Here is a 25505-nt window from a genome sequence, read left to right as displayed (position 1 = left end):
GGAGCCCGCCGCGTTGTCCGAAGCCAAGTTGTTAAAGAGCAAGCCCACTACGATCGTCAGTTGGGCGCTGTTGATCGCCCAGGTGCTGGATCGGGCGGCAGTGGACGGCAAGCAGCTGTTCCTGGATGCGGGCATCGATCTCGACAGTGTCAGCTCGCCCCAGGAGCGCTTGTTGGTGGCGGATATGGCCAAAGTCTGGGCGCTGGCGGTGGAGCGCACTGGCGACCCCTATTTTGCCTTGCGCCTGGCGCCCGTGTTCCAGCCCTCCATGTACAGCGCCATGGGTGTTGCCATGGCCTCCAGCCGGAGCGTCAAGGATGCCCTGCAGCGCTGCGTCAAGTATTACCAGCTCACTTCGGATGCGGCCATCCTCAGCCTGGAGCTGCAGCCGCAGTCGGTGGACCTGGTGTATGTGATACCGGAGGGTAATCGGCCGGTGGCGGATGAAGCCATGGAGGCCTTTTGTATCACTTTGGTGGCACTGTTCCGCAATGCCATTGACAGCCTCGCCCCACTGGCGGTGGAGTTCGAACATGAGAAGTCGCTGGACAGCGCGCCATTCGAGGCTTATTTCCGCTGCCCGGTGACGTTTGGTCAACCCGTTACCCGGCTTCGCTTTAGCGCGGATGTGCTCGACCAACCGCTGCTGTTTGCCAACCCGGAGCTGGCCCGGGTCATCGATGAGTGGGGCGAGCAGTACCTCTCCAGTTTTCGCGCCGATCAGCTGTCGACGAAGGTCAAGGCTTATATCCTGCAGCACCTGGCTTTGGGGGAGACGGACCAGGCCCACGCGGCGAAAGAATTGGGCGTCAGCGTGCGCAGTATGCAGCGCAAGCTGGGCCAGGAGGGCACTACCTACAGTGAGTTGCTGGATGAGTGTCGGCACAAGATGGCACTAAAGTACATTGCCCAAAAGAAGATTCCTATTATCGAAATCGCCTATCTGCTGGGTTTTTCCGATCAGAGTAATTTTTCCCGCAGTTTTCGCCGCTGGACCAATACCACGCCGCAGAAATATCGGGAGCAAAGCCTGGCGGGTTAGGCTGGCCCAACTGGAGGTGCGCGATGGACTATCTCGAACTGGTGCAGCAGCTGGAGCAGCGCCAGGTTTTGTCTACCCCCGCCATCATTGCAGCGTTTCGGGCGATGCGCCGGGATAAGTTTCTGCCGGCCGATGTGGTGGAGTTTGCCGGTGAGGACCACCCGCTGCCGATCGGCCATGGCCAGACCAATTCACAACCCTACACCGTGGCCTTTATGTTGGAGTTGCTACAGCCCCGGGCCGGGCAGCGTATTCTCGATGTGGGCTGCGGCAGTGGCTGGACCACGGTGTTGCTGGCGCATATTGTCGGTGCCACTGGCCAGGTTATCGGTACCGAACGGGTCGCTGAACTGGCTGGCCGGGCCCGGCAGCGCATCAATGCGGCCGCCATTGATAATGCCTGCATTGAGCACACCCCGGAACAAATGGGTTATCCCCAGCGCCAGCCCTACGATTGTATCCTGGTGTCGGCGGCCGCCACCCAACTGCCCGCTGAGCTGGTTGAGCAGCTGGCTGAGGGCGGGGTGATGGTCATCCCGGTTCAACACTCAATTTACCGCATTGAGAAGACAGCGACAGGCCTGGCAAGCGACGAGTATCCGGGCTTTTCCTTCGTTCCCTTGCTCAGCTAAACCCCTGCTGAATTCGAGTCGCTGCTGCCAGTTTGGCCGCTGCCCTGGGCAGGGTTAATTCCGCAACGTAATTAAGGTTTTTCCCCGGCAGGAGTTTTTGGCTATAATGCCGCGTCTCTGGCCAACCGCGCCAGGCTGTTAATGGAGAGGACTTAATACTGTGCGTCATCTAAACAAGACAATTAGCCTGCTGGCCGTCGCCGGTCTCACAATGATGTTTTCATTTACCAGCGTCGGTGCCGGCATGACCGAGGAAATGAAAGCGCGCTTGCAGCCGGTTGGCGATCTGTGCATGTCCGGTGATGACTGTGCCGCTGCGCCGGTGGCCGCCGGTCCGGCGGAGCCGCGCTCGGGCACCGAGGTGTATGACACCAAATGCTTTACCTGCCATGCCAGTGGTGCGGCCGGCGCCCCCAAGATGGGTGATGCGGCGGCTTGGGCCCCGCGTATCGGCAAGGGTATAGAGACGCTCTACACCCATGCCATTGGCGGTTTTAATGGCATGCCCGCCATGGGTCTGTGCATGGATTGCTCTGACGATGAAATCAAGGCCGCGGTAGACCATATGGTCGAGGGGTCGAAATAAGCGCGCTCTGACGGTTACAGCTCGGCCAGACTGACTGCTGGCGGGCGTGGGGGCCGCCCGGCCTCTGCGCCTCGGCGTATAGCCCAGGGGTTGGAATGCCAGCCCGACCAGAAACACAAAAAAGCCGCATCATTGCATGCGGCTTTTTTGTGGCCAGGTATTTTTAGCGAGGCTTCCAGGGACGCCCTGGTTGACTAAACTTCCAGGTCGTAGTCGATAATCAGCGGCAGGTGACTGGAGAAGTGCTTGGTCTTGTAGGTAGTAGCGTATTCCACCCGCCCCGCCAGACTCTCGGAAATAACCTGGTAGTCGGTGCGCCAACCATCCCCTTCGCCCACTTCGCCGCTGGGCCACCAGGTGAACTCATCGGTATCGGTATTGCTGATGCGGAAGGCATCGGCGTAACCGACCTGGGTGAAGAGCTGGTTCATCCACTGTTGCTCGTGGGGCAAAAAGCCGGAATTGCTGTCATTGTTCTGCCAGTTCTGCACATCGATACGCTTGTGGGCCATAGCCCAGTTGCCGCAAAAAATAAATTCGCGCCGCTTGCGGGTGATCTTGGTCAGGTGCGCCTGGAAATCTTCGAAGAACTTGATCTTCACTTCCTGGGATTCGGTTTCCGAGGTGGCGGACGGCGCCAGCAGTGAGCCGATACTGATTTGCTCAAAGTCCGCCTGCAGGTAGCGACCTTCCATATCCACGCCGCTGCTGAAGCCGAGGCCGAAAATCAGGGCCTTGGGTTGCTTGCGGGTGTAGATGGCCACACCGTTGTAGTGGCGCTCGCCGGAGTCGAAAAAGTAGGCAAAATAGCCATCCAGTTGGAAGGGGTCGCCGTCCAGCTCGTATTCCAGGGCGCGCAGATCCTGAAGGCAAATGATGTCGGCGTCCTGCTCGGCCAGCCAGTCGTAAAGACCGCGTTGGGCTGCCTGGTGTATGCCGTCGACACTAAGACTGATGATTCGCATGATGGTCCCTTGATAAACAGGCGCTAATAATACCCGAGCTTTACCCGATTTTGTTACTGAATATCGCTTTTAAGCGATTATTTTTCCAGAAAATCAACAGCTTGGTGGTATTTTTAATTGATTGCCGCTCTCTTTGGCCTCTTGCGGCCGGCTCTGGCAGCTCGAATGCATGCTGTGTATCATTCACAATTCGTGCCTAAACCCAGTCAGATTATCGAGTTTTTACATTATGCAGCAGTATCAGCGCGACTTTATTCAGTTGGCGATAGACCATAAAGCACTTAATTTTGGTGAGTTTACCCTCAAGTCCGGTCGTAATAGCCCTTACTTCTTTAACGCCGGCCAATTCCAGACCGGTGCGGCCCTGGCGGCGCTGGGGCGTTTTTATGCGGACGCCCTGGTGGCCGCCGGTATCGAGTATGATGTGGTGTTTGGCCCTGCTTACAAGGGCATACCACTGGCGGCCACCACGGCGGTAGCGCTGGCTGACCATCACCAGCGCGACGTGCCCTACTGTTTCAACCGCAAGGAAGCCAAGGACCACGGCGAGGGTGGCAGCCTGGTCGGTGCGCCATTGCAGGGCAAGGTGTTGATTGTCGATGATGTGATTACGGCCGGAACTGCAGTGCGTGAAGTAATGTCTATAATTGCGGCAGAGGGAGCCGCCCCGGCCGCAGTGCTGGTGGGCTTGAATCGCCAGGAAAGAGGGCAGGGTGAATTGTCCGCTATCCAGGAAGTGGAGCGTGACTTTGGCGTGCCGGTGGTCAGTATCGTCAAGCTGGACCATATCATCACTTTTCTGCAAGAGCGCCAATGGGATGCCGCGCTAGTGGATAAAATTCGTACTTATCGACTAACCTATGGGGAGTGAGTTGTGTATTTAGCCCTCTGGTCGATCCGGGGGGTAACAGACCAGGTGAGCCTATTTTGTATTTGAAAAAAACCAGACCCTCACGGGTAGCAGTTCTCGGGCGCATGCTGTCGGGCTTGTTGTTGGCTGCAGCGCTGCTGTTGCCGGGGTGGGCGCTGGCGGCCAACCGGGCGCCAGTGAAAACCTATTATCGCTATATCAACGATCAGGGCGTAAAGGTGATCAATCACCAGATTCCCCCGGAGTATGTCCAGAAAGGCTACGAGGTGGTCTCCGCCCACGGCGTGGTGCTGAAAATAGTGGATCCGGCACCGACGGAGGAGGAGGCGGAGGCGGCCGAGCGCGAGCGGGCAAGGATTGAGGCGCAGCGGGAGTGGGACGAAGAGCTGTTACGGCGCTACAGTAGTTTGCGCGACATTGAGGCGGCCAAGCAGCGCAAGTTGGCGCAAATCCAGACCAGCATCAATATACTCGAAAGCAATATCAGTAATATAAAGTCACAAATTGTGACTCAGCAGGCGAAAGCGGCGGACAGCGAGCGCCTCGGACGGGAGGTGCCGAAGCAGATTCTGGCGGCGATCAGCGGTTTGGAAGAAGAGCTGCGCCATACCCGGGAGCAGGCCGACGAGCGCCAGCAGCTCTATCAGGAAACCATTGAAAAGTACGAGAGAGACAAGCAGCGCTTCGATATTATCCGCCCCGAGACGGACTGAGTTACCTGCCTTGCCCGGCTCCCCGCCTGTGGTTTGGGCGCGGGACCATATTTCCGCGAAAAAAACAAGGCTGTTTCTGGCCGGCTGATTTTCGCATAATGCCCCGCGCCGCATCTGGCGGCTGCACCAATCTGAACAATAATCACCACGGTCGAAAATTCCCCATGAAAAGTATTGCTGCTCGCTTAGCTGAAGAGTTGAACGCCCGCGTGGGCCAGGTAGAGGCCGCGGTCACCCTGCTGGATGAAGGGGCCTCGGTACCTTTTATTGCCCGCTATCGTAAAGAGGTAACCGGCGGTCTGGATGACACCCAGATGCGAACCCTGGAGGAGCGCCTGCGCTATTTGCGCGAACTGGAAGAACGCCGCGCCGCGATTCTGAAGAGCATCGCCGAGCAGGACAAATTGACCCCCGAGCTGGAAGCGGAAATCGCCGCCGCCGACACCAAAAACCGGCTCGAAGACCTCTACTTGCCCTACAAGCCCAAGCGTCGCACCAAGGGCCAGATAGCCCTGGAAGCGGGTTTGCTGCCGCTGGCCGATGCCCTGCTGGATAACCCCATGCTGGTCCCGGCGGACGAGGCGGCCAGGTACATCGTCGGTGCAGAGTGCAATGACGGCAGCGATGAGGCCGGCAAGATCACCGACATCAAGGCAGCGCTGGACGGCGCCAAGTATATTTTGATGGAGCGTTTCAGTGAGAGTGCCGAACTGCTGGGCCGGCTGCGCAACTTCCTCCACAGTGAAGGGGTGATTTCGTCCCGGGTGGTCGTTGGCAAGGAGCAGGAAGCAGCCAAATTCCAGGATTATTTTGAGCACGACGAACCCCTCAAGGGGGTGCCTTCCCATCGGGCACTGGCCATTTTCCGGGGTCGCAACGAGGGCCTGTTGAGTGTGGCGATCACGCTCGGTGGCAGCGAGGATGCGGCGGCGGCCCACCCTTGTGAAGCCATGATTGCGGATTTCTGGCAGATAAAAGATGCCGATCGGCCCGCGGACAAGTGGCTGGCTGAGGTAGTGCGCTGGACCTGGCGGGTAAAGCTGCTGACCCACCTGGAAACCGATCTGCTCGGTGCACTGCGGGAAAAGGCCGAAGAAGAGGCCATCAAGGTGTTTGCCAGCAACTTGAAAGATCTCTTGCTGGCGGCGCCGGCCGGCCAGAAAGCCACCATTGGTCTCGACCCGGGTTTGCGTACAGGTTGCAAGGTGGCAGTGGTGGACGCCACCGGCAAGGTGCTGGATCACTGCGCTATTTTCCCGACACCGCCGCAAAACAAGGTGCGGGAGGCGGAGCAGGTACTGGTCGGCCTGTGTCGCAAATACAATGTTGGCTTGATCGCCATCGGCAACGGCACTGCCTCGCGGGAGACTGACAAGTTCGTCGGCGACGTGTTGAAGCACCACAGCGACATCAAGGCGCAAAAGGTGGTGGTGAATGAATCCGGCGCCTCGGTTTACTCGGCCTCGGAATTTGCCGCGCGCGAGTTTCCCGACCTGGATGTAACGATTCGCGGGGCGATTTCCATCGCCCGCCGCTTGCAGGACCCGCTGGCAGAGTTGGTGAAAATTGATCCCAAGTCGATTGGTGTGGGCCAGTACCAGCACGATGTCTCCCAGTCGCTACTGGCGCGCTCACTGGACGCGGTGGTGGAAGACTGTGTGAACGCCGTGGGGGTGGAAGTGAATACTGCCTCGGCACCGCTGCTGGCGGCGGTGTCCGGGCTCAATCAAAGCATTGCCGGTAATATTGTCGAGTTCCGCGACCAGAACGGAGCGTTTAGCTCGCGCGAGGAATTGAAAAAAGTGCCGCGCTTTGGCGCCAAGACCTTCGAGCAAGCGGCTGGTTTTTTGCGAGTCGCCAACGGCAGCAACCCGCTCGACGCTTCAGCGGTGCACCCGGAATCCTATTCCGTGGTCAGCAAGATTGCCGAAAAGAACCGGCGTGAACTGGCGGGCCTGATCGGCGATTCGAGCTTTTTGCGCTCGTTGAAACCGGCGGATTATGTCGATGAGAAGTTTGGTATCCCCACCGTCACGGATATCCTCAAGGAGCTGGACAAGCCCGGCCGGGATCCGCGCCCGGAGTTCAAGACCGCACAATTCCAGGACGGGGTGGAGAAGCTTTCCGACCTGGTGGAGGGGATGATCCTGGAAGGCACGGTAACCAATGTGACCAATTTTGGTGCTTTTGTCGATGTGGGGGTGCACCAGGATGGACTGGTGCATATCTCGGCCCTGTCCCACTCTTTTGTCAAAGACCCGCGGGAAGTGGTAAAGGCGGGCGATATCGTCAAGGTCAAGGTGATGGAAGTAGACGTCGCCCGCAAGCGCATCGCCATGTCCATGCGGCTGGACGATGAGCCGGGCGAGAAAACGTCAGCCGGCGGCGCCGAAACGCGCAATTCGCGTCGCGGCGGTGGTCGCGGCCAGGGGCGCGGCTCTGCTGGCGCCACCAGGGGCGCGGGCGAAAGCGCCGGTCAGGGCACAATGGCGGCGCTGTTTGCCCAGGCGAGCAACAAGAAAAAGGGACGTCTATAAAGGTCGGTGTGGGACTGGCCTATTGTGGTGACGGGCCGCTGGCCCCGTAGGCCCGCGCCCCGGCTGGCTGGAACGCCACGGGGATGTCGAGTACACTGCTGCTGGCCAGTTCGACGGGGTTAAAAGCCATTTATGAAGAGTGTATTTCTACTGCAAAACCAGGATAAGTTGCTGCTCAACAAGCACGGCGAGTGGGTCGACGGTCGCGAAGTGGCGAGTCTGTTTCGCACAGCCCACCGCGATGAAGCCCTTAACCAGATGGTAGAAGTGAATACCAAGGATTACACCCTGCGCATCAAGCTGCTGCAATGCCCCGTCAATGAGCGCGGCCAGCCGCAACCCAGGGCAGAAGACTTGCCGCCCTTGATGGCCGGTGGCGCCAGTGCCGCCAATGATGATTCCGGGGCCGCGGCAGCTGACACGGCGGCGACCGCGACCACAGGGCAAGAATCCAGGCCGGGCGATAGTGCCACGGCGTGAGCAACCATAATTACCGGCGCTTGCAGGTTTAGCTGGGTCGGATCAACTCAGGAAAGCGGTTTTGTCCTTATTAAGTGCACGTTTGGCAGTATTGCGGGAGCCGGCCAACCAGTCGCTGATGCAACTGCGCAAAGGCCTGGAAAAAGAAAGCTTGCGGGTAACTCCGGAGGGAACCCTGGCCCAGACTCCGCACCCGCGCGCTCTCGGCTCGGCACTGACCCACCCGGCGATCACCACCGATTACAGCGAAGCCCTGCTCGAGTTTATCACTGAGCCGCATACCAGCACCCGGCAGATGCTGGCGGAGCTGGATCGAGTCCAGCGCTATACTTACCAGTGCCTCGACAACGAATACCTGTGGGGGTCCAGCATGCCCTGTATGCTGGCAAATGACGCCAGCATCCCGGTGGGGCTGTACGGGGGCTCCAACCCCGGGCGCATGAAAACCATCTACCGGCTGGGACTGGGTGAGCGCTACGGTCGCTCCATGCAGACCATCGCCGGCATCCACTACAACTTCTCCCTGGGCGATGAGTTTTGGGCCTTCTGGCACGCCCGCGAGGGCATTGATGAGTCCTTGCAGCAGTTCAAGAACCGTCGCTATTTTGATTTGATCCGCAACTTCCGCCGCTATTTCTGGCTCTTGCTCTACCTGTTTGGCGCCTCGCCAGCGGTATGCCGCAGCTTTGTCAAAGGTCGCCAGCACCAGCTGCAGAGTTTTGGTGACGATGAACACAGCTTGCACCTGCCCTACGCCACGTCGCTGCGCATGGGCGATCTCGGTTACCAGAGCGACGCCCAATCCGCGCTGGTGGTTTCCTATAACGACCTGGACAGCTATATCCACACCCTCTGTGGTGCGATCACCCAGCCCTACCCCGACTATGTGGCAAAGGGGCTGCGCGACGAGCAGGGCAACTACAAGCAGCTCAATACCAGCCTGTTGCAGATTGAAAACGAGTTTTACAGCACCATGCGTCCCAAGTGTGTGGCGCGCTCCGGGGAAACCGCTCTCGGCGCCCTGCGCAATCGCGGGGTGGAGTATGTCGAGGTGCGCTGTGTTGATCTCAACCCTTACGAGCCTTTGGGCGTCAGTGCCGAGCAGATCCACTTTATGGATGTGTTCCTGGTGTACTGCCTGCTCGCGGACAGTCCGCAGACGGATCCGAAAAAGTATCGTCGCTCGCTGGAAAACCAGCGCCGGGTCGTCAATCGAGGGCGCGACCCGGCCATGCGCCTGCTCAGTGACTGCGGTGAGCAGTCCCTGCCGCAGTGGGGCACCACCCTGCTGGATGAAATGACCTGGGTCGCCAACTTGCTCGACAACAGCCTCGGCAATAGCCACTTCAGTGCGGCCCTGCAGAGCCAGCGCGCCAAGCTGGAAGACTCGCAGTTGACACCTTCGGCCAGGATCCTGGCCGACATGCAGGCGAAGCAGCAGACCTTTTTCCGGCTGGCGCTGGAGCAGTCCATTAGCCACGCCGAGCACTACCGGCAGCAACCCCTGAGCGCCGCTGAATTCGAGTATATGCAGCAACTGGCGCTGGACTCCCTGGCGCAGCAGGCCGCCATCGAGGCGCAGCCGCAGCTGGATTTTGACGAGTACCTGCGCAATTACTACGCCCAATACAACTGTAGCAGCTAGCCACTGCATGAATTACTTGGCTCATATTGTCTTGTCCGGCGCTGACCCCCAGTGGCAGCTGGGCGGTTACCTGGGCGATTTCGTCAAGGGCTCACTGGACAAGCCCCTGCTGGATCAGTGTGGCCAGCCTTGGGGGGATGCGGTAATCGACGGTATCCGCCTGCACCGCCTGCTCGATGCGGAAGTTGAAACCCTGCCCGAATATCGCACCTGTGTGACGCTGCTGGGGCCGCAGTTCCGGCGCGTGGGGGGGATCGCCATCGATGTGCTGTTTGATCACCTGCTGGTCAATCACTGGCACCGTTTCAGCGACGAGCCGCTGCCTGTGTTCAGCCGCCGGTTCTACCGTTATTGCGAAGCCCATGCCGAGCGCCTGCCGCATCGAGCGGCGGGCTTTATCGAGGCGGCGGCCCGTCACGACCTGTTCCTGGGTTACGGCGAGCGACAGACATTTTTAGCGGTGATGGAACGCATCGAGCGGCGCCTGCGCTACCGCACCAACCTGTTGGCGGCGGCCGACCGGGCGCTGCAGCAACTGGATCAGATAGAAACACAATTTATCGATATTATGCCCGTGCTGCTGGCTATTTCCGCTCGCCAGCGCCGCCAACTTATGGCCGCCAGGCCAAACTCCGGACCCTGATTATTTATGAATGCTACTAACCCTGGGCAGGAACTGCCGCAATTGCTGCTCAAATCGCAAGCCGATCGACGCCTGAAAAAAGGCCACCTGTGGATCTACTCCAACGAGGTGGACGTCGAGCGCACCCCGCTGAAGCAGTTTGACCCCGGTGACCAGGTACTGGTTTGCAGCCAGCAGGGCAAACCGCTGGCTATTGCCACACTCAACCCCGGCGGCTTGATCTGCGGCCGGGTGGTCAACCGCGGCATCTCACACCCGCTCGACAAGTCGCTGCTGGTGCACCGTATCAAGCAGGCGCTGGCCCTGCGCGAGACCTGTTTTGGTGGGCGCCCCTATTATCGACTGGTGTACGGTGACAGCGACCTGTTGCCCGGCCTGGTGGTGGACCGGTTTGGTGAATACCTGGTGGTGCAGATGTCCACCGCGGGTATGGAGCGGCAGAAAGATGCCATCGTCGCGGCGCTGCAACAGTGCCTGCGGCCGCGCGCCATACTCCTGCGCAACGATCACTCGGCGCGGCAGCTGGAAGGTTTGAGCGATTATGTCGAGGCCATCGGCGAGGTGCCCGAGGCGGTGGAACTGGTGGAGAACGGGGTGCGCTTTATGGCCCCGATTGCGACCGGGCAGAAGACCGGCTGGTTTTACGATCACCGGGAAAACCGCGCGCTGTTGCAGCGGCTGGCGCCGAGCAAGCGGGTGCTGGATGTGTTCTCCTACGTCGGCGGCTGGGGGGTGCAGGCGGCAGTCGCCGGTGCACGGCAAGTGATGTGCGTGGATGCCTCCGGCTCGGCGCTGGACTGGGTCGGTGAAAATGCCAGCCTCAACGGCGTCGAGGAGCGCATGCAGGGCTTGCAGGGCAAGGCGATTGATGTGCTCAAGCAATTGGTGGCCGAGGGCGAAAGCTTCGATATTGTGGTGCTCGACCCGCCGGCCTTTATCAAGCGTAAAAAAGACCAGCGCGCCGGCGAAGCGGCCTATCGTCACCTCAATGAGTTGGCGATGCGCCTGTTGGCCCGCGACGGCCTGCTGGTGTCGGCCTCCTGTTCCATGCACCTGCAGCGTTCGGCCCTGAACGATATTGTGCGAGCTGCAGCTCGCCACCTCGATCGTCACGCCCAGCTTATTGCCCAGGGCGGGCAGGGGGCCGATCACCCGGTGCACCCCGCCATCGAGGAAACGGATTACCTGAAAGCGGTTTTTGCGCGAGTGTATCTGCCCTGACGGGGAAGCGGGTTACTGACCTCTTGAGCTGTAAGTAACCCTGCTGGTCATACCGCACTTTTATTGCAAAACGCACTTTTATTGCAAAAGCAGTTATTGCATGAGCAGTTATTGCAAGGGTAGTTAATGCAAGAGCAGGCGCAGGGTTTGCAGCTGCTCTTGCAGCTGAGCGGCGAGCTCGTGCGGCAGTTGCGCCCAGGGGTCGCTATAGCCGCGCAGCAGGGCAATGGCACTGTCCAGTTGCTGCACCGCGCTGTCACTTTGTCCCTCCGCCAGTAACCAGTACCCCAGTGGCTGCTGGCCTGTGGCCTGTTCGCTCAGCAATTGCCTGACAGATTCCAGCTCCAGTGCCAGGGTGGCGGCGGTTTGCCCGGCAAACTCATTGTGGTAGTGCCACTCTTCGGTCGGTTCCTCCGGCTTGGCCAGGTCGCGCTGCTGCAGGCGCTGGAGCAGTTGCTGCAGGCCACCGCGCCACAATTCCAGTTGCACCGGGGCAGCGAGACTGTCGTAGCTGCTGTTGAGCGAGCTGGCACTTTGTTCGAGTCGATAAACCAGCTGGCTGAGGTCGTCATTGAGCAGGGTAATCTGCAACTGCAGCAGCGCCGCGCGGCGCTGGTTGGGTAAGTCAACCGCGCTGAGGCCATTCTGTTCCTGGATGGGGCTCAGAGTCTGTGGCGTAAAATCAGCGGCGCTGCGCTGCTGGTTTTCGCCCCACAGCAAGTAGGCGATAGCATGCAAGCCAAGCACGATATCCTCTGTATCGGTGAGCCAGTGCTGCGCGCGAATTGCCTCGGCGTTGATGGGGATGGAAATGTCATTGACGATGCCGCTGTGGACGTAGACATCGAAAGAATCCAGATAGCCGGGGGTAATGGGCCAACCGTCCAGCTCGAAGTGCTGGCTGCGCAATTGTTGCAGCAGCTCCGGGTTGGCCGCACTGAGGCTGAACAGTGGGGCGAGCGATAACAGTTGCCGATGGACGCGGTGCCAGCTGTCGCGGGCGGCCGCCAGTGTCTCCGCTGCCGGAGCGCGCACCAGTTCAGCGGCCTGCTGGTTGAGCTGTTCGAGGCTGTCGAGGCTTTTTCGGGCGAGCGGGAGGAAGCGCTGCCAGGCGTGCAAGGTACTGGCCTGCAGGGCGCCGTCGTCGGTAGCCGCCGTGGCGCGGCTGTCGGGGGGCGGCGCAGCTGGCTCCTGTTCACAGCCGAGCAACATAACGGCGCTCAGGCTGAGACTGAGCAAGAGGTGTCGATTGGGCATGGGCCGGCTCCTCTGCAGGTAGAATGGCTGGTGGCTGTGCAACCCGGGTTTCCCCGGGCTTAATCCCGGAGGCTGATAATGGGCCAATGGTGCTGCTCGGCGTATTGGCGCAGGGCCGCGTCCGGGTCCACCGCGACCGGGTTGTCGACTACCTGCAGCAGGGGCAGGTCATTGATCGAGTCGCTGTAGAAGCTGGCGCCGGTTAAATCCCCGTCAAAACCGTGCTCGCTGGCTTCTGTCAGCCACTGCTGCAGCCGGGTCACCTTGCCGGCCTGAAAGCAGGGGACGCCAACAATCTTGCCGGTGTAGCGACCGCCCTGCTGCGCGGCATTGGTGGCCAGCAGGTAGTCGACGCCGAGCTCCGCGGCGATGGGCGCGGTAATAAAGTCGTTGGTCGAGGTAATGATCAGCAGGTAGTCGCCCTGGTCCCGGTGTTGTTGCAGCAGCCGGTCCGCCGCGGGCAGGCGCAGGGGGGCGATGACCTCGCGCATAAACTTGCTGTGCAGCCGGGCCAGTTCCTGCGGTTGGTAGCGAGTCAGCGGTTGCAGGGAGAAGTTGAGGTAGGCTTCCAGGTCCATATTGCCGCGCTCGTAGTCGGCGTAAAACTGGTCGTTGGCGCGCTTGTAGGTAACCGGGTCGACCATGCCCTCTGCCACCATAAATTCACCCCAACCGTGATCACTGTCGCCGGCTATCAGTGTGTTGTCCAGATCAAATATTGCCAGTTTCACAGGCTTACCTCGAAAGTCCTCAAGTTGGGATGGGAAAACAAGGCGGCTAGGATACAGCAGCGCAAAGTAAAGTGTTACTAAAGGAATCACAGAGGCCACTTTTTTGTGCCAAACACGGGGCCCGGGTCGTTAAAAGTGCGCCTAAGTTGTTGGCTCCATTGATGAATCTTATTTGTTTGTGGAACAATAGAGCGGTAACCCAGATCCCCCAGCGGAGAATTCAGTGATCGATCCGGATGGCTTCAGGCCCAATATCGGTATTATGCTCACCAATAACAGCGGCCAGGTACTGTGGGCGCGGCGAGTTGGGGGGCAGGATGCATGGCAGTTCCCCCAGGGCGGCATCCAGCAAAATGAAACTCCGGAGCAGGCCCTGTACCGCGAGTTGCACGAAGAGATTGGTTTGCGCGAAGGCGATGTCAGGGTTCTCGCCCGCACCCGCGGCTGGCTGCGTTATCGCTTGCCCCGGCGGCTGTTGCGGCGCGGTTCGACGCCGCTGTGTATAGGTCAAAAACAGAAATGGTTTCTGCTGCAGCTGTTGTCCGATGACAGCGCCATCAGCCTCGACAATCACGGCACCGCGGAGTTCGATCACTGGCAGTGGGTGAGCTACTGGTACCCGCTGGACAAGGTTGTGGCGTTTAAGCGTGATGTATATCGGCGCGCTATGCGCGAGCTTTCGCCGGCGCACAGCGACTTCGAGGCGCTGCGCTCGCAAGACCGCGTGTGCGCCGGGAACACCGTCGATGCTTAATCATTTACGCAGTATTGTTCAGGAGGTCAACGCCGCGCGCGATTTGCCGGCGGCCCTGAATATCATTGTGCACCGGGTCAAGGAAGCTATGCAGACCGAAGTGTGCTCAGTGTACCTGCGCGACGGTTTGGGCAACTTTCGCTTGATGGCCACCGACGGTTTGAACGAGAGTGCGGTGGGCCAGGTGAGCCTGGCCGCAGGCGAGGGCCTGGTGGGCATGGTCGCCACGCGGGAGGAACCGGTCAACCTGGAAAAGGCCATCGACCACCCCAACTACCAATACTTTCCCGCCACCGGTGAGGAGCGCTTCAGTTCCTTTCTCGGGACCCCTATTATTCACCAGCGCGAAGTGCTGGGTGTGCTGGTTATCCAGCAGGTGGCCCAGCGCCGTTTCGATGAAGGCGAAGAGGCTTTCCTGGTTACCGCCTCGGCCCAGTTGGCCGGGGTTATCGCCCACGCCGAAGCCACCGGTGTACTCAAGCGCATGGGCAAGAACGTGCAAGAGGCCCGCTTTAAGGGGGTGGCCGGTTCGCCGGGAGTGGCGATTGGTCGGGCGGTGGTTATCTCGCCGACCGCAGATTTACGCGGTGTACCTTACAAGGTCTGTGCCGATGTGGATGCTGAACTGGCATTTTTCCAGGAGTGTCTCGGCAAGGCCCGCATCGATATCAAAAATGTCGGCAAGCAGCTGGAGTCGCGCCTCAATGCCCAGGAGCAGGCGCTGTTTGATGCCTATCTGTCGATGCTGGATGATGCCTCGCTGGGCGGCGAGGTGACCGAGCGTATTCGCCAGGGCGTCAGTGCTGCCTATTCCTGGAGTGAGGTGATTCTCGAGCACGAACGCAACTTCAGCAGTATGGCGGACCCTTACCTGCGCGAGCGCGCGGCGGACGTGCGGGATTTGGGCCGCCGGGTACTGGCTTACCTGCAGGAGTCCAGCAAGCTCAATCCGGAATTTCCGCCCAACTCTATCCTCGTGGGGGAGGAGCTCACCGCCTCCATGCTGGGGGAGATTCCCAGCGAATTCCTGCAGGGCATAGTCTCGGTGCTGGGGTCGGGCAACTCCCATATTGCCATCCTCGCGCGGGCCATGGGTGTACCCACGGTGATGGGGGCAGTGGACCTGCCGTTTACCCAGATCGATGGCCGCGAAGTCATTGTCGATGGTTATCGGGGCTTGATCTATACCGACCCCTCGGACAATTTGCGCGAACAGTACGACGATATTCGGGCCGAAGAACTGGAGCTGGTCAAGGGGCTGGAAGCGCTGAAGGATTTGCCCTGCGAGACGCCGGACAAGCACCGCGTCCCCCTCTGGGTGAATACCGGCCTGATGGCCGATGTGGTGCGCTCGCTGGAGCGCGGCGCTGAAGGGGTGGGCTTGTATCGCACCGAGATTCCCTTTCTGTTGCGCGACCGCTTTCCCAGTGAAGAGGAGCAGCGCATCACCTACCGCGAACAGCTGGAGGCGTTCGCGCCGCGCACGGTTACCATGCGCACCCTGGATGTGGGGGGGGACAAACCCTTGCCCTATTTCCCGATTGCGGAGCAGAATCCGTTTCTCGGTTGGCGCGGCATCCGGGTTACCCTCGATCACCCGGAAATCTTCCTCGCCCAGGTGCGCGCCATGCTCAAGGCCAGCGAAGGGCTCGACAATCTCCGTATCATGTTGCCAATGATCACCAGTATCTCCGAGCTGGAGTCGGCCAAGACCCTGATCCACCGGGCCTACTTTGAATTGACTGAAGATGGCTACCATATCGAGCTGCCGCCGATCGGGGTCATGATCGAGGTCCCGGCAGCGGTGTACCAGGCGCGGGAGTTGGCGGCGCGCTCGGATTTTCTCTCGGTGGGCAGCAATGACCTGACCCAGTACCTGCTGGCCGTGGATCGCAACAATCCGCAAGTGGCGGACCTCTACCAGGCTTACCATCCTGCAGTCTTGCGCGCCTTGCACCAGGTGGTGCGCGACGGCCACAGCCAGGGCACCAGTGTCGGTATCTGCGGTGAGCTGGCAGGCGATCCGGCGGCGGCGGTACTGCTGATGGCCATGGGCTACGATGTGCTGTCCATGAATGCCACCAACCTGCCCAAAGTCAAGCGCGCTATTCGCGGCATTACCCTGGAGCAGGCCGAGAATATTCTCGACGAGGTGATGGCCCAGGAGGACGCCGAGTCGGTGAACCTCTGCCTGGAGCGATTGTTGGCGGACGGCGGCTATACCCGCTACCTGGCCCTCTCGCGCAAGGATGGACTTAAGTCTGGCAGCCATTAAAAGCCGGCACTGGCCGCGCGCCTCTGCCTGTAGTATTGCGGCGCCGCAGGTTTAAAAGCCCGGAAGCTTTTTCAGCTGCGGCGCTTTGTGAACGGCGCCGCATGGACGAGCCGGTTCGGCGGTGCCACACCGGTTCATCAAATGGATTGCTGCGTTCCCTGTTTTAATCCCGCAGCTGCAACTGGTGTTGCTGCCTGCCGACCAAACTCTCTCGCTTGAACTCCCGCTCGCTGAAGTGCAAGCGCCCGCTGCGGTGCACAATGACCACCGTGGAGGCGCGGGTACCGTACTCATTACTGCTGATAAAGCGCGGTGACAGTTGTCTCTCCTGTTCCAGGCCGACCCCGGTGTCCGGCAACTCCTCGGCGGCGGCGTGGCGCTCATCCGCCAGCAGTTGGAATAAATCCGCCTGCCGCGCACTGAGCTCCTGCCAGTCCCTGGTGAGTATATCGAGCATCTCGTTTTTGGCGGTGCGGACCTTGGGCCAGGGGGTGTCGAGGGTGGCATTGCTGAGGCCGTAGACGCCCGCATCGAGGGCGGGTGCTGTGGTGCCGCGATTGGAGGTGTAGGCCAGCTGCGTGCGATTGGCGAGCAGCAAGTTAAAGCCGTTGTACTGGTCGTGGCGGGCACCGATGTCTTGCAGCGCTCTATCAATGTCGCCGTCGCCGCACAAAAACTCACTCGGCAGTTCGCCCCGGGAGCGGGGCCTGGGCAGATTGTCGGCCGGGTTCCTGACATTGGTGACCGCCGCCAGGTGGCCCGCGCGGTTGACCCCGAGCCAGGTGCCGCCCGCCTGCAGGTCGCGGCCGGCGAGAATTTGCGGATGATCTGGCCAAAAGTGAGCGCTGCGGGTGGGACGGGCGTAAAACTCGTCGCGGTTAGCGGCGACGATTAATGGATAGTCAGGGTGGGCTTGCCAGGCGAGGATGATCAGGCACATAGAGTTTTGGCGACAGAGTAGGGCATTGGCGTTTGACCGGGATCGGAGTGCAATCGGGTGTTCAGTTTAACCCGGATCGGAGTTAAGACCAGATTGGAGTTTAACGTAATAAACGGGGATAATGCCGGCCCGGATTTGAGCGCCTGGTGAAATTTACCTGCTCTGTACCCGGTGCTCGCGATGTTTGCCCGGGCGCTGCCGATTGCCGCATCACTGCTGCCGAGTGGTATGATGGCCGCCAGTCGGGGCGGATCAGTCTGGCTGACACTTTTACCTGATACTGTAACCAACCTGAAATTAAAGCGCTTATGTTAACTTATCCTGCAATTGACCCGGTGGCGCTGGCGCTCGGTCCCTTCGAATTGTTCGGCGTGGTACTGGGCCCCCTGCAGGTGCACTGGTACGGCTTGATGTACCTGCTCGGTTTTATCGCCGCCTGGTCGCTGGCCATGTGGCGGGCACGACGCCCGGGTTCTCCCTGCCGGCCCCAGCAGGTTGAGAACCTGATTGTCTACGGCGCTGTTGGGGTGGTGCTCGGCGGTCGTGTCGGTTACGTGCTGTTTTATCACTTTGACCGCTTTCTGGCAGACCCGGCCTGGTTGCTGCGAGTCTGGGAGGGTGGCATGTCCTTTCACGGCGGTATGCTCGGGGTGATACTGGCGATGGCGGTCTACGCGCGTCAACTGCGCCAGCCTTTCTTTGCGGTTACCGATTTTATCGCCCCGCTGGTACCCATCGGCCTCGGGCTCGGCCGGCTGGGGAATTTTATTGGCCAGGAGTTGTGGGGGCGCGCCGCCGATGTCCCCTGGGCGATGGTATTCCCCAGGGACCCACTGCTGCTCCCCCGTCACCCGTCGCAACTCTACCAGGCAGCGCTGGAGGGATTGGTTCTGTTTGTGGTGCTGTTCTGGTTTTCCAGTCGGCCGCGCCCGAGAATGGCCGTCAGCGGCCTGTTTTTACTGCTGTACGGCCTGTTTCGTTTTGTGGTGGAATTTTTCCGCGAGCCGGACAGTCATATCGGTTTTGACTGGCAGGGCTGGCTGACTCGTGGCCAATTGCTGAGCACGCCGATGATTGCGCTGGGCGTCCTGCTCCTGCTGTGCGCCTGGCTGCGCAAGGATTCAAACAAAACCAATCAAGCAAAGCCTGCCCCCGAGCAAGCTTAAGTACCGGAGTCAGTTGTGAAACAGTATTTGGAATTGCTCGAGGATATCCTCGAGAATGGCACCCTGAAAGGCGATCGCACCGGCACGGGGACCCGCTCGGTTTTTGGGCGCCAGTTTCGGCACGACCTTAACCAGGGCTTCCCGTTATTGACCACCAAGAAATTGCACTTTAAGAGCATTGCCAATGAGTTGATCTGGTTTTTGCGCGGCGATACCAACAACAATTGGCTGCGCCAGCACGGGGTTTCCATCTGGAACGAGTGGGCTCTGGAAAACGGTGACCTGGGGCCGATTTACGGCAAGCAGTGGACCGCCTGGCCCACCAAAGACGGCGGCACTATCAACCAGATAGACTACGTCATGGATTGTCTGCGCAACAACCCGGACAGCCGCCGTATCCTGTTTCACGGCTGGAACGTCGAGTACCTGCCGGATGAAAGTCTGTCGCCGCAGGAAAACGCCGCCCGGGGCAAGATGGCGTTGCCACCCTGTCACTTGTTGTATCAATTCTACGTCGCCGCAGGGCGACTCTCGGCGCAGCTCTATATCCGCAGCTCCGACTCACTGCTGGGGCTGCCCTACAACACTGCCAGTCTCGCACTGCTGACCCATATGCTGGCTCAGCAAAGCGATCTCGACGTGGGTGAGATTGTCGTCACCACCGGTGACAGCCATATCTATTCCAATCACGAAGAGCAGGTGCGCTTGCAGCTCGGACGTGAGCCGCGGCCGCTGCCCAGGTTAAAAATTATCCGGCGCCCGGAGTCTATTTACGATTACCGCTTTGAAGACTTCCAGATCGAGGGCTACGATCCGCACCCGGCGATTGCCGCACCGGTGGCAATCTAAATTGTAATCCCGGAAGAGAGTTTTCTATGTCCAGTACCAGGCCCGACGTCGCCCTGATCGTAGCCCAGGCCAGCAATCGCGTGATCGGTCGCAACAACCAGCTGCCCTGGCACCTGCCGGCAGACCTGCGCCATTTCAAGCAAGTGACCATGGGCAAGCCGATCATTATGGGCCGTAAGACTTTTGAGTCCATAGGCCGGCCCCTGCCTGGCCGGCTTAACATCGTCATTAGCCGTCAGCCCGGCTGGGCTGCTCCGGGTGTGCGCAGTGCTGCCAGCCTGGCGCAAGCCATAGAGTTGGCGGCGGCAGAAGAGCCGCTGGAAATCATGGTTATTGGCGGTGCCCAGGTGTATGCTGAAGCGCTGCCCTTGGCTGCGCGCATCTATTTGACCGAGGTTCACCACGCCTGCGCCGGTGACGCGTGGTTCCCTTTGCTCGACGCGGCGGACTGGGTTGAAGCGGCGCGCGAAGAGCACCCCGCAGAGGGTGACAGTTACGGCTACGCATTTGTTACTTTGGAGGCGGCGCGCACGCGGCGGTCCTGATTTTGGATTGCTGGACTTATTCAGGCTGTTAGTAATCACCAAGTGATAATCCACTAACTTTCAAAGGCTTTTTTCGTTTTGTGCTCTCGTTACCGATATTCCCGGCTGTAAAAAATAATGTGTTACCGGGCATGATACCTTTCTACACATGGTGGCATGAATCGGGAATAAACATTGAATGTTTAAGTTCGCTGTTATTAAATTGCCAAGCTCAATTTGTCGGCTCCCGACAAACGAAAACGACAGAGCGGCCCTCTCTCCAATGCTGGCCGCAAAAAACTAGCAAGAATTGATTGTATGTACCCACCTGGGGGATTTATGAAGAAGCAGCGATTTAAAGCCGTGGCTCTGTCCACTGTGCTTTCTGCTGGCGCGCTCTTTGGAAGCGTTGCACAGGCGGACCAAACGTTGGACTCCATTTTGCAAGTTGGTCAGGAAAAGACCAAGCTTGCGCAGGCGTCTCAGCAGCAAGTTGACAAGATTGCTGAGCAGACGTCCAGCCTGCTGAATGAGTTCAAGGTTGTAAACAAGCAGATCGAAGGTCTGCGGGTGTACAACGCACAGCTCGAGAAGCAGATTGCTAATCAGCTGAAAGTGATATCTCAACTGGAAGAGTCGATCGAAAACGTCACCGTGATCGAGAGACAAATCCAGCCGCTGATCATCAAGATGTTGGAAGCGCTGGAGCAGTATGTTGCTCTCGATGTGCCTTTCCATATGACTGAGCGGCAAGAGCGTCTGGAAATGCTGGTTAATAACCAGGATCGCGCCGACATCTCTGTGGCGGAGAAATTTCGCCAGATTCTTGAGGCCTACAAGATCGAATCTGAGTACGGCCGCAGAATGGATACCTACGAAGATACACTGGAAGTGAACGGACAGGAGCGCGAAGTGAATGTTCTGCGCGTCGGCCGTGTTGCCCTGATGTATCAAACCAAGGATACCGAGCTCTCCGGGGCCTGGGACCAACGCCAGCGTACCTGGGTTGAGTTGGACGCAGGCGAGTACCGCAGTGCCATTCTCAAGGGAATCCGAATTGCCAAGAAGCAAGCTTCTATTGAAGTACTCAAATTACCAATTCTGGCTCCGGAGGCTGCGCAATGAACATGAAATTTGCTAAACGCTGCCTGGCAGTGGCAGCATTGGGTGCTCTGGCGGCGAGTCCAGTATTTGCCCAGGAAAAAGCCCAGACTCTTGAGCAACTGCTGAACATGGTTAAGCAGAGCAAGATTTCCGAGTCTGCCGAGCATCAAAAACGCGAGGCGGAATTCCGTCGCGAAAAAGCCAACCAGCAGAGCTTGCTGAATGCGGCTGTCAAGACCAAGGAGCAAGAGGAAGATCGCTCCACCCGTCTCGAGAAAACCTACGAGCAGCAAGAGCTGGACGTTTCCGCCAAGCGCAAGCAGTTGCAGGAGCGCCTCGGCTCTCTGAAAGAACTGTTCGGTCACTTGACGTCAACCGCTGGCGATCTGCGCAACAGCATCAGCACTTCAATCGTCTCGGCGCAATACCCTGGCCGCGCACAGTTTCTCGATACATTGATCGAGAAAATGAACAGCGCTACCCAGCTGCCAACCATCGAGGAAATCGAGCGTCTCTGGTATGAGATTCAAAGAGAAACCCTCGAAGGTAGCAAGGTTGTCAAGTTCGCCGGTACGGTCATCAGCCCCAGTGGTGAGCAGACCCAGCAGGACATTGTCCGGGTGGGTAACTACCAGTTGCTGTCCAACGGCAAATACCTGGAGTTCCTGTCCAAAGGCGAGAAAGTGGCCGAGTTGACTCGCCAGCCTGAGGGATCGCTGCTCTCCGCTGCAGCTGAGTTGCAGTCCGCCACCAGTGGCTTCACTCGCGTCGGTATCGACCCCACCGGTCCATCGGGCGGTTCCTTCCTGGCGGCACTGATCAACAGTCCTTCAATTGTTGAGCGCTGGCACCAGGGTGGCCTTGTGGGCTACATCATCTCCGGTGTGGGTGTGTTTGCCATGCTGTTGGCAATCTGGCGCTTTATCGTGCTGGCGGGCATCAGTAGCAAGGTTAGCTCGCAGCTGAAGAATCCTGCCGCCAATACCAACAACCCGTTGGGTCGCATCCTGAAGATTGCCGAAGACAACAAGGGTATGGATGGCGAGTCACTGGAGCTGAAACTGGAAGAGGCCGTGCTCAAGGAGCGCCCAGCCATCGAATCCGGTCTCAACCTGCTGAAGATTATCTCCATGGTGGCACCGCTGTTGGGTCTGCTGGGTACGGTGACCGGTATGATCATCACCTTCCAGGCGATTACCATCTTTGGTGCCGGTGATCCGAAGGCCATGGCCGGCGGTATCTCAGGTGCACTGGTGACAACGGTTCTGGGTCTGGTGGTGGCCATCCCAACTGTTCTTATGCACACTCTCGTGAATGGTCGTGCCAAGCGTGTTCTCCATATCCTGGATGAGCAGTCAGCCGGCATAATTGCTGAAAACGTAGAAGCCAAGTAGGAGAATTCACATGCTGGCATTGATGGACGCACTAGCAGCCATTCAAGCCTTTATGGCTCAGGGCGGCCCAATTTTATACTTGATCGCCGGCCTGACCTTTGTCATGTGGACTCTAATCTTCGAGCGAATCTGGTACTTCCACGGCGGTTTGAAGAAAGATGTTCAAAACGCCCTGGATACTTGGGAGTTACGTCCCGAGCGCAAATCATGGAATGCGCACCAGGTCCGCTACGCGCTGATTTCCCGGGTATCCGAAAAGGTCAATGTCAATATGGACATGGTGGCCACCATGGTGGCGCTAGCGCCACTGTTCGGACTGCTCGGTACCGTGACCGGAATGATTGACGTGTTTACCGTTCTTGCCCTGACCGGCGGTGGCGATGCCAAGGCTATGGCCGGCGGTGTCTCCAAGGCTACTATCCCGACAATGGCGGGCATGGTGGCAGCCCTTTCAGGGGTGTTCGGTAACACTTATATAACCCGTACCGCGGAACGAGAAAGCCAGCTGCTCGAAGACCACTTGACAATGGACCATTAAGGGCTCATTAACAAGGCATTAAACGGTTATACAAGAGAGTTAACATGGCCAGAAAAAGAAAGTCTGGTGACGACGATCAGAATGCAATCGACCTCACGCCAATGCTGGATGTGGTCTTTATTATGCTGATCTTCTTCATCGTAACTGCTTCGTTTATTAAAGAGGCTGGCATCGAAATCAATCGCCCCGATGCGACCACTGCCGAACTGAAGAAAAGTGCCAATATTCTTGTCGCAGTCAGCGCCAATAACGAGGTTTGGATCGACAAGAACCAGGTCGATATTCGTGCTGTCAAAGGCGTTATAGAGAGAATGCATGCGGAAAACCCCAAGGGTGCGCTTGTGATCCAGGCGGACGATGAATCCAATATAGAAACCCTTACCAAGGTTGCCGAGGCAGCGCGTGAGGCGGGTGTATTGGACGTTTCTGTATCTACTGAGAAGAAATAGATCGTTATGATATTTGCTAGAGTACTTATAGCGGCAGCGTTGGCAGCGGGCACGACATTTGGGTTACTGTTCTTGATGCACGCCCTTATCGAAGCCAATAACAAGCCGCCAGAGGAAGTGGAGGAGCGCAAGGTAGCCGATATCTTGATGCCTGAGCGCCAAATTGAAACCAAGTACGACACGGAGAAGCCGGACAAGCCGGAAGAAGTGGATGAGCCGCCGCCGGATATGCCTGAGCCCGAGTTCGATCAGCCGGATGTCAACCCGGATGCATTGAGCATGGCTGCTCCCAAGGTCAATCCCAACTTGAGTGTCAAAGGTGTCGGTGGCTTTGGTGGTGATGGTGAGTATCTGCCTATCGTCAAGGTGCAGCCGCAGTACCCGTCTCGTGCCCTGAGCCGAGGTCTTGAGGGCTATGCTATTGTCGAATTTACAGTGACAACCAATGGCTCGGTCAGGGATCCGGTGACTATCGAAGGTATGGCAGGTCGTAAGGGTGGGGAGTTAAGCGAATCCTCGATCTTTAACAGCGCCGCAGAAAAGGCAGCTCTGAAATTCAAGTACAAGCCTCGCGTCATTGACGGCGAAGCTGTGGAAGTGCCCGGCGTGCGCAACAAGATTACCTTTACAATTGCCGATTAAAGAATGGGAAAGACTATGATGATGACGACCAGGCTTTCGAAGTTCGTCAGGCAGGCGTTCCTGGTGGCCCCAATCGTAATGGCCCCGGCGGTATCCAGTGTAGTGTTGCAGTCCGCGGGTTTTAGCGGGCTCAGCGCAGGCAGTGTATTCGCCGCAGATGACGAAAAAAAACCAACTGAATACAAAACGAAAAAAACTTATTCGCTGCGCCAGAGTGTCTTTAAAGACTTTGGGGCTATCCAGGAGAAAACTGAGGCCAACGACTGGAAAGGTGCCCTAGAGGAGCTGAAGGACCTCGAACGAAGCAAGGTGGATAAATACACCAGCTACGAACGGGCCAACGTCTGGAATTATTATGGCTGGGTCTACTATTCGCTGGAAAACTACCCTGAAGCTATCCGCTATTACGAGCGCCTGTTAAAAGAGGAAGAACTCAGTGATGCCTTGCAATTGGGCACCCTGTATACCCTCGCCCAGTTGCTGTTTGTACAGGAAGATTATCGCGGTGCGGTAACCAGGCTGGAAGAGTGGATGTCCTTGCAAACCATCATCGGCGCTGATGCCTATGTATTGTTGGCCCAGGGTTATTACCAGGTCGGTGACATGGAGAAGGCGCGTAAAAACGTCGACTTTGCGGTAAACGACTTTGAATCCAAGGACAAGGTGCCGAAGGAAAACTGGTATTCGTTGCAGCGTGCTATTTACTACGAGAAAGGTGATAACAAAAAAGTTATCGAGATTCTCACCAAGATGGTGCGTCACTATCCCAAGCCTACCTATTGGAAGCAATTGGCTGGCCTCTACGGTGCGACTGAGCAGGAATCCAACCAGCTGCACGCGATGGAAACGCTCTACCTGATGGGTGAGTTGACCAACGAGAAGGAGCTGCTGAACCTTGCCTACTTGTTCCTCGGTGCTGAAGTGCCTTATAAGTCGGCGCGAATTATCGAAAAGGGCATGAAAGACAAGATTATTGAGGAGTCCTCAAAAAATCTTGAAGTTCTGGCGACTGCCTGGCGTTTGGCACAGCACGTGAAACTGGCCATTCCGGTTATGGAAAAGGCGGCGCAAAAGTCAGACGAGGGTGATTTGTACGCGCGTCTGGCGGGCATTTACCTGGATACCGACCAGTTTGAAAAAGCGCTGGATGTGGGCGAAAAAGCGGCCAAGCGTGGTGGTGTCAAGCGTCCTGACCAGTTGGCTATTGTGATGGGTATGGCCAATGTCAACCTGGGTAAATACGACGCGGCTATCAAGGAATTCAGGAAAGCGACCAAGGACAAGCGCAGCAAACAGTTCGCGGTACAGTGGATCGACTTTGCCAACAACGAGAAGAAGCGCGTGGCCTCGCTAAAGATATAAGCAGGCCCAGACACATAAAACCCGCCCTGGTGACAGTGCGGGTTTTTTGTGTCTGCTGTTTTAGAGTCTCGCAGGCCGGGCTGGCGGTGGCCCGGTTTCATCGTCTGCTCGATTGATTGTCCTGGTTTGGCTATTTGCAGTTGGTTGGTGGTGCTTTTCTTGCCTGGGTTTCTTGCGGCGACGCT

Annotated in this window: 25 protein-coding genes; 21 read left to right on the top strand and 4 right to left on the bottom strand. The window is 58.3% G+C overall.

The features are described from left to right. The first annotated feature begins 13 nt into the window (after nt 1–13). The 3 genes from G8764_RS07495 to G8764_RS07485 all read left to right on the top strand — a co-directional run bounded on the left by G8764_RS07495 (nt 14) and on the right by G8764_RS07485 (nt 2260). Entirely contained in the window at nt 14–1042 is a 1029-nt protein-coding gene (locus G8764_RS07495) for an AraC family transcriptional regulator (RefSeq protein ID WP_166163719.1), read from the top strand. A gap of 23 nt (nt 1043–1065) precedes the next feature. After that, a complete protein-coding gene (gene pcm / locus G8764_RS07490; RefSeq protein WP_166163716.1) occupies nt 1066–1674 on the top strand; it encodes a protein-L-isoaspartate O-methyltransferase in 609 nt (202 codons plus the stop codon). A 211-nt stretch (nt 1675–1885) separates the two neighbouring features. Beyond that, nucleotides 1886–2260 (top strand): c-type cytochrome, encoded by a 375-nt coding sequence (locus tag G8764_RS07485; RefSeq protein ID WP_166164128.1) that lies wholly within the window; start codon nt 1886–1888, stop codon nt 2258–2260. A 194-nt stretch (nt 2261–2454) separates the two neighbouring features. Here G8764_RS07485 and G8764_RS07480 read toward each other — a convergent pair whose 3' ends face one another. Further along, nucleotides 2455–3225, bottom strand: coding sequence for an exodeoxyribonuclease III (locus G8764_RS07480; protein WP_166163714.1), 771 nt, complete (start codon nt 3223–3225; stop codon nt 2455–2457). A 229-nt stretch (nt 3226–3454) separates the two neighbouring features. On the opposite strand from G8764_RS07480, the gene pyrE reads away from it, so the two are divergent. From pyrE to G8764_RS07445, 7 genes are all read left to right on the top strand, one after another. Further along, nucleotides 3455–4096 (top strand): orotate phosphoribosyltransferase, encoded by a 642-nt coding sequence (gene pyrE, locus G8764_RS07475; RefSeq protein WP_166163712.1) that lies wholly within the window; start codon nt 3455–3457, stop codon nt 4094–4096. Nucleotides 4097–4158: 62 nt separating this feature from the next. Continuing rightward, entirely contained in the window at nt 4159–4809 is a 651-nt protein-coding gene (locus G8764_RS07470; RefSeq protein ID WP_166163710.1) for a hypothetical protein, read from the top strand. A 164-nt stretch (nt 4810–4973) separates the two neighbouring features. Further along, complete coding sequence (locus G8764_RS07465; RefSeq protein ID WP_166163708.1) at nt 4974–7346, top strand: Tex family protein; 2373 nt, start codon at nt 4974–4976, stop codon at nt 7344–7346. Nucleotides 7347–7478: 132 nt separating this feature from the next. Continuing rightward, the gene (locus G8764_RS07460; RefSeq protein WP_166163705.1) at nt 7479–7826 is read left to right on the top strand and encodes a hypothetical protein; all 348 of its coding nucleotides are present in this window, start codon (nt 7479–7481) and stop codon (nt 7824–7826) included. A 61-nt stretch (nt 7827–7887) separates the two neighbouring features. Continuing rightward, entirely contained in the window at nt 7888–9471 is a 1584-nt protein-coding gene (gene gshA / locus G8764_RS07455; protein ID WP_166163703.1) for a glutamate--cysteine ligase, read from the top strand. 7 nt (nt 9472–9478) lie between these two features. Beyond that, complete coding sequence (locus tag G8764_RS07450) at nt 9479–10114, top strand: acyl carrier protein phosphodiesterase (protein ID WP_166163701.1); 636 nt, start codon at nt 9479–9481, stop codon at nt 10112–10114. Nucleotides 10115–10120: 6 nt separating this feature from the next. Then, a complete protein-coding gene (locus tag G8764_RS07445; RefSeq protein WP_166163699.1) occupies nt 10121–11335 on the top strand; it encodes a class I SAM-dependent rRNA methyltransferase in 1215 nt (404 codons plus the stop codon). A 123-nt stretch (nt 11336–11458) separates the two neighbouring features. On the opposite strand, the gene G8764_RS07440 is transcribed toward G8764_RS07445, so the two are convergent. Then, on the bottom strand, nt 11459–12592 hold the full coding sequence (locus G8764_RS07440) for an imelysin family protein (protein WP_166163697.1): 1134 nt from the start codon (nt 12590–12592) through the stop codon (nt 11459–11461). 59 nt (nt 12593–12651) lie between these two features. Beyond that, nucleotides 12652–13323 (bottom strand): histidinol-phosphatase, encoded by a 672-nt coding sequence (locus G8764_RS07435; RefSeq protein ID WP_166163695.1) that lies wholly within the window; start codon nt 13321–13323, stop codon nt 12652–12654. Between the two features lie 223 nt (nt 13324–13546). Between G8764_RS07435 and G8764_RS07430 the strand changes: the two genes are divergently transcribed. Beyond that, complete coding sequence (locus tag G8764_RS07430; protein ID WP_166163693.1) at nt 13547–14077, top strand: RNA pyrophosphohydrolase; 531 nt, start codon at nt 13547–13549, stop codon at nt 14075–14077. Further along, on the top strand, nt 14070–16352 hold the full coding sequence (ptsP, locus tag G8764_RS07425; protein ID WP_166163691.1) for a phosphoenolpyruvate--protein phosphotransferase: 2283 nt from the start codon (nt 14070–14072) through the stop codon (nt 16350–16352). The genes G8764_RS07430 and ptsP overlap by 8 nt, the downstream gene beginning before the upstream one ends. 163 nt (nt 16353–16515) lie before the next feature. Here the strand turns inward: ptsP and G8764_RS07420 are convergent, their stop codons facing one another. Then, nucleotides 16516–17292, bottom strand: coding sequence for an NRDE family protein (locus G8764_RS07420; RefSeq protein WP_166163689.1), 777 nt, complete (start codon nt 17290–17292; stop codon nt 16516–16518). A 308-nt stretch (nt 17293–17600) separates the two neighbouring features. Here G8764_RS07420 and lgt point away from each other — a divergent pair, with 308 nt between their 5' ends. The 9 genes from lgt to G8764_RS07375 all read left to right on the top strand — a co-directional run bounded on the left by lgt (nt 17601) and on the right by G8764_RS07375 (nt 25320). After that, nucleotides 17601–18458, top strand: coding sequence for a prolipoprotein diacylglyceryl transferase (lgt, locus tag G8764_RS07415; protein WP_166163687.1), 858 nt, complete (start codon nt 17601–17603; stop codon nt 18456–18458). Nucleotides 18459–18473: 15 nt separating this feature from the next. Then, the gene (locus G8764_RS07410; RefSeq protein WP_166163685.1) at nt 18474–19307 is read left to right on the top strand and encodes a thymidylate synthase; all 834 of its coding nucleotides are present in this window, start codon (nt 18474–18476) and stop codon (nt 19305–19307) included. Between the two features lie 26 nt (nt 19308–19333). Beyond that, the gene (locus tag G8764_RS07405; protein ID WP_166163683.1) at nt 19334–19852 is read left to right on the top strand and encodes a dihydrofolate reductase; all 519 of its coding nucleotides are present in this window, start codon (nt 19334–19336) and stop codon (nt 19850–19852) included. A 318-nt stretch (nt 19853–20170) separates the two neighbouring features. Then, complete coding sequence (locus G8764_RS07400) at nt 20171–20956, top strand: DUF3450 domain-containing protein (protein WP_166163681.1); 786 nt, start codon at nt 20171–20173, stop codon at nt 20954–20956. After that, a complete protein-coding gene (locus G8764_RS07395; protein WP_166163679.1) occupies nt 20953–22329 on the top strand; it encodes a MotA/TolQ/ExbB proton channel family protein in 1377 nt (458 codons plus the stop codon). Before G8764_RS07400 ends, G8764_RS07395 begins: the two co-directional genes overlap by 4 nt. A gap of 10 nt (nt 22330–22339) precedes the next feature. Further along, nucleotides 22340–22867, top strand: coding sequence for a MotA/TolQ/ExbB proton channel family protein (locus tag G8764_RS07390; RefSeq protein WP_166163677.1), 528 nt, complete (start codon nt 22340–22342; stop codon nt 22865–22867). Nucleotides 22868–22911: 44 nt separating this feature from the next. Further along, complete coding sequence (locus G8764_RS07385; RefSeq protein WP_166163675.1) at nt 22912–23316, top strand: ExbD/TolR family protein; 405 nt, start codon at nt 22912–22914, stop codon at nt 23314–23316. Between the two features lie 6 nt (nt 23317–23322). Then, nucleotides 23323–23958: an energy transducer TonB gene (locus G8764_RS07380; RefSeq protein ID WP_166163673.1), complete on the top strand. Its 636-nt coding sequence runs from the start codon at nt 23323–23325 to the stop codon at nt 23956–23958. A gap of 63 nt (nt 23959–24021) precedes the next feature. Next, complete coding sequence (locus G8764_RS07375) at nt 24022–25320, top strand: tetratricopeptide repeat protein (protein ID WP_341806326.1); 1299 nt, start codon at nt 24022–24024, stop codon at nt 25318–25320. The last annotated feature ends 185 nt before the right edge of the window (nt 25321–25505 follow it).

The sequence above is a fragment of the Pseudomaricurvus alcaniphilus genome (assembly GCF_011440395.1).
In the GTDB taxonomy this organism is placed as follows: Bacteria; Pseudomonadota; Gammaproteobacteria; order Pseudomonadales; family Cellvibrionaceae; genus Pseudomaricurvus; species Pseudomaricurvus alcaniphilus.
Note: the sequence above shows the minus strand (reverse complement) of the source record. Positions and strands in the feature narration are given on the sequence as shown.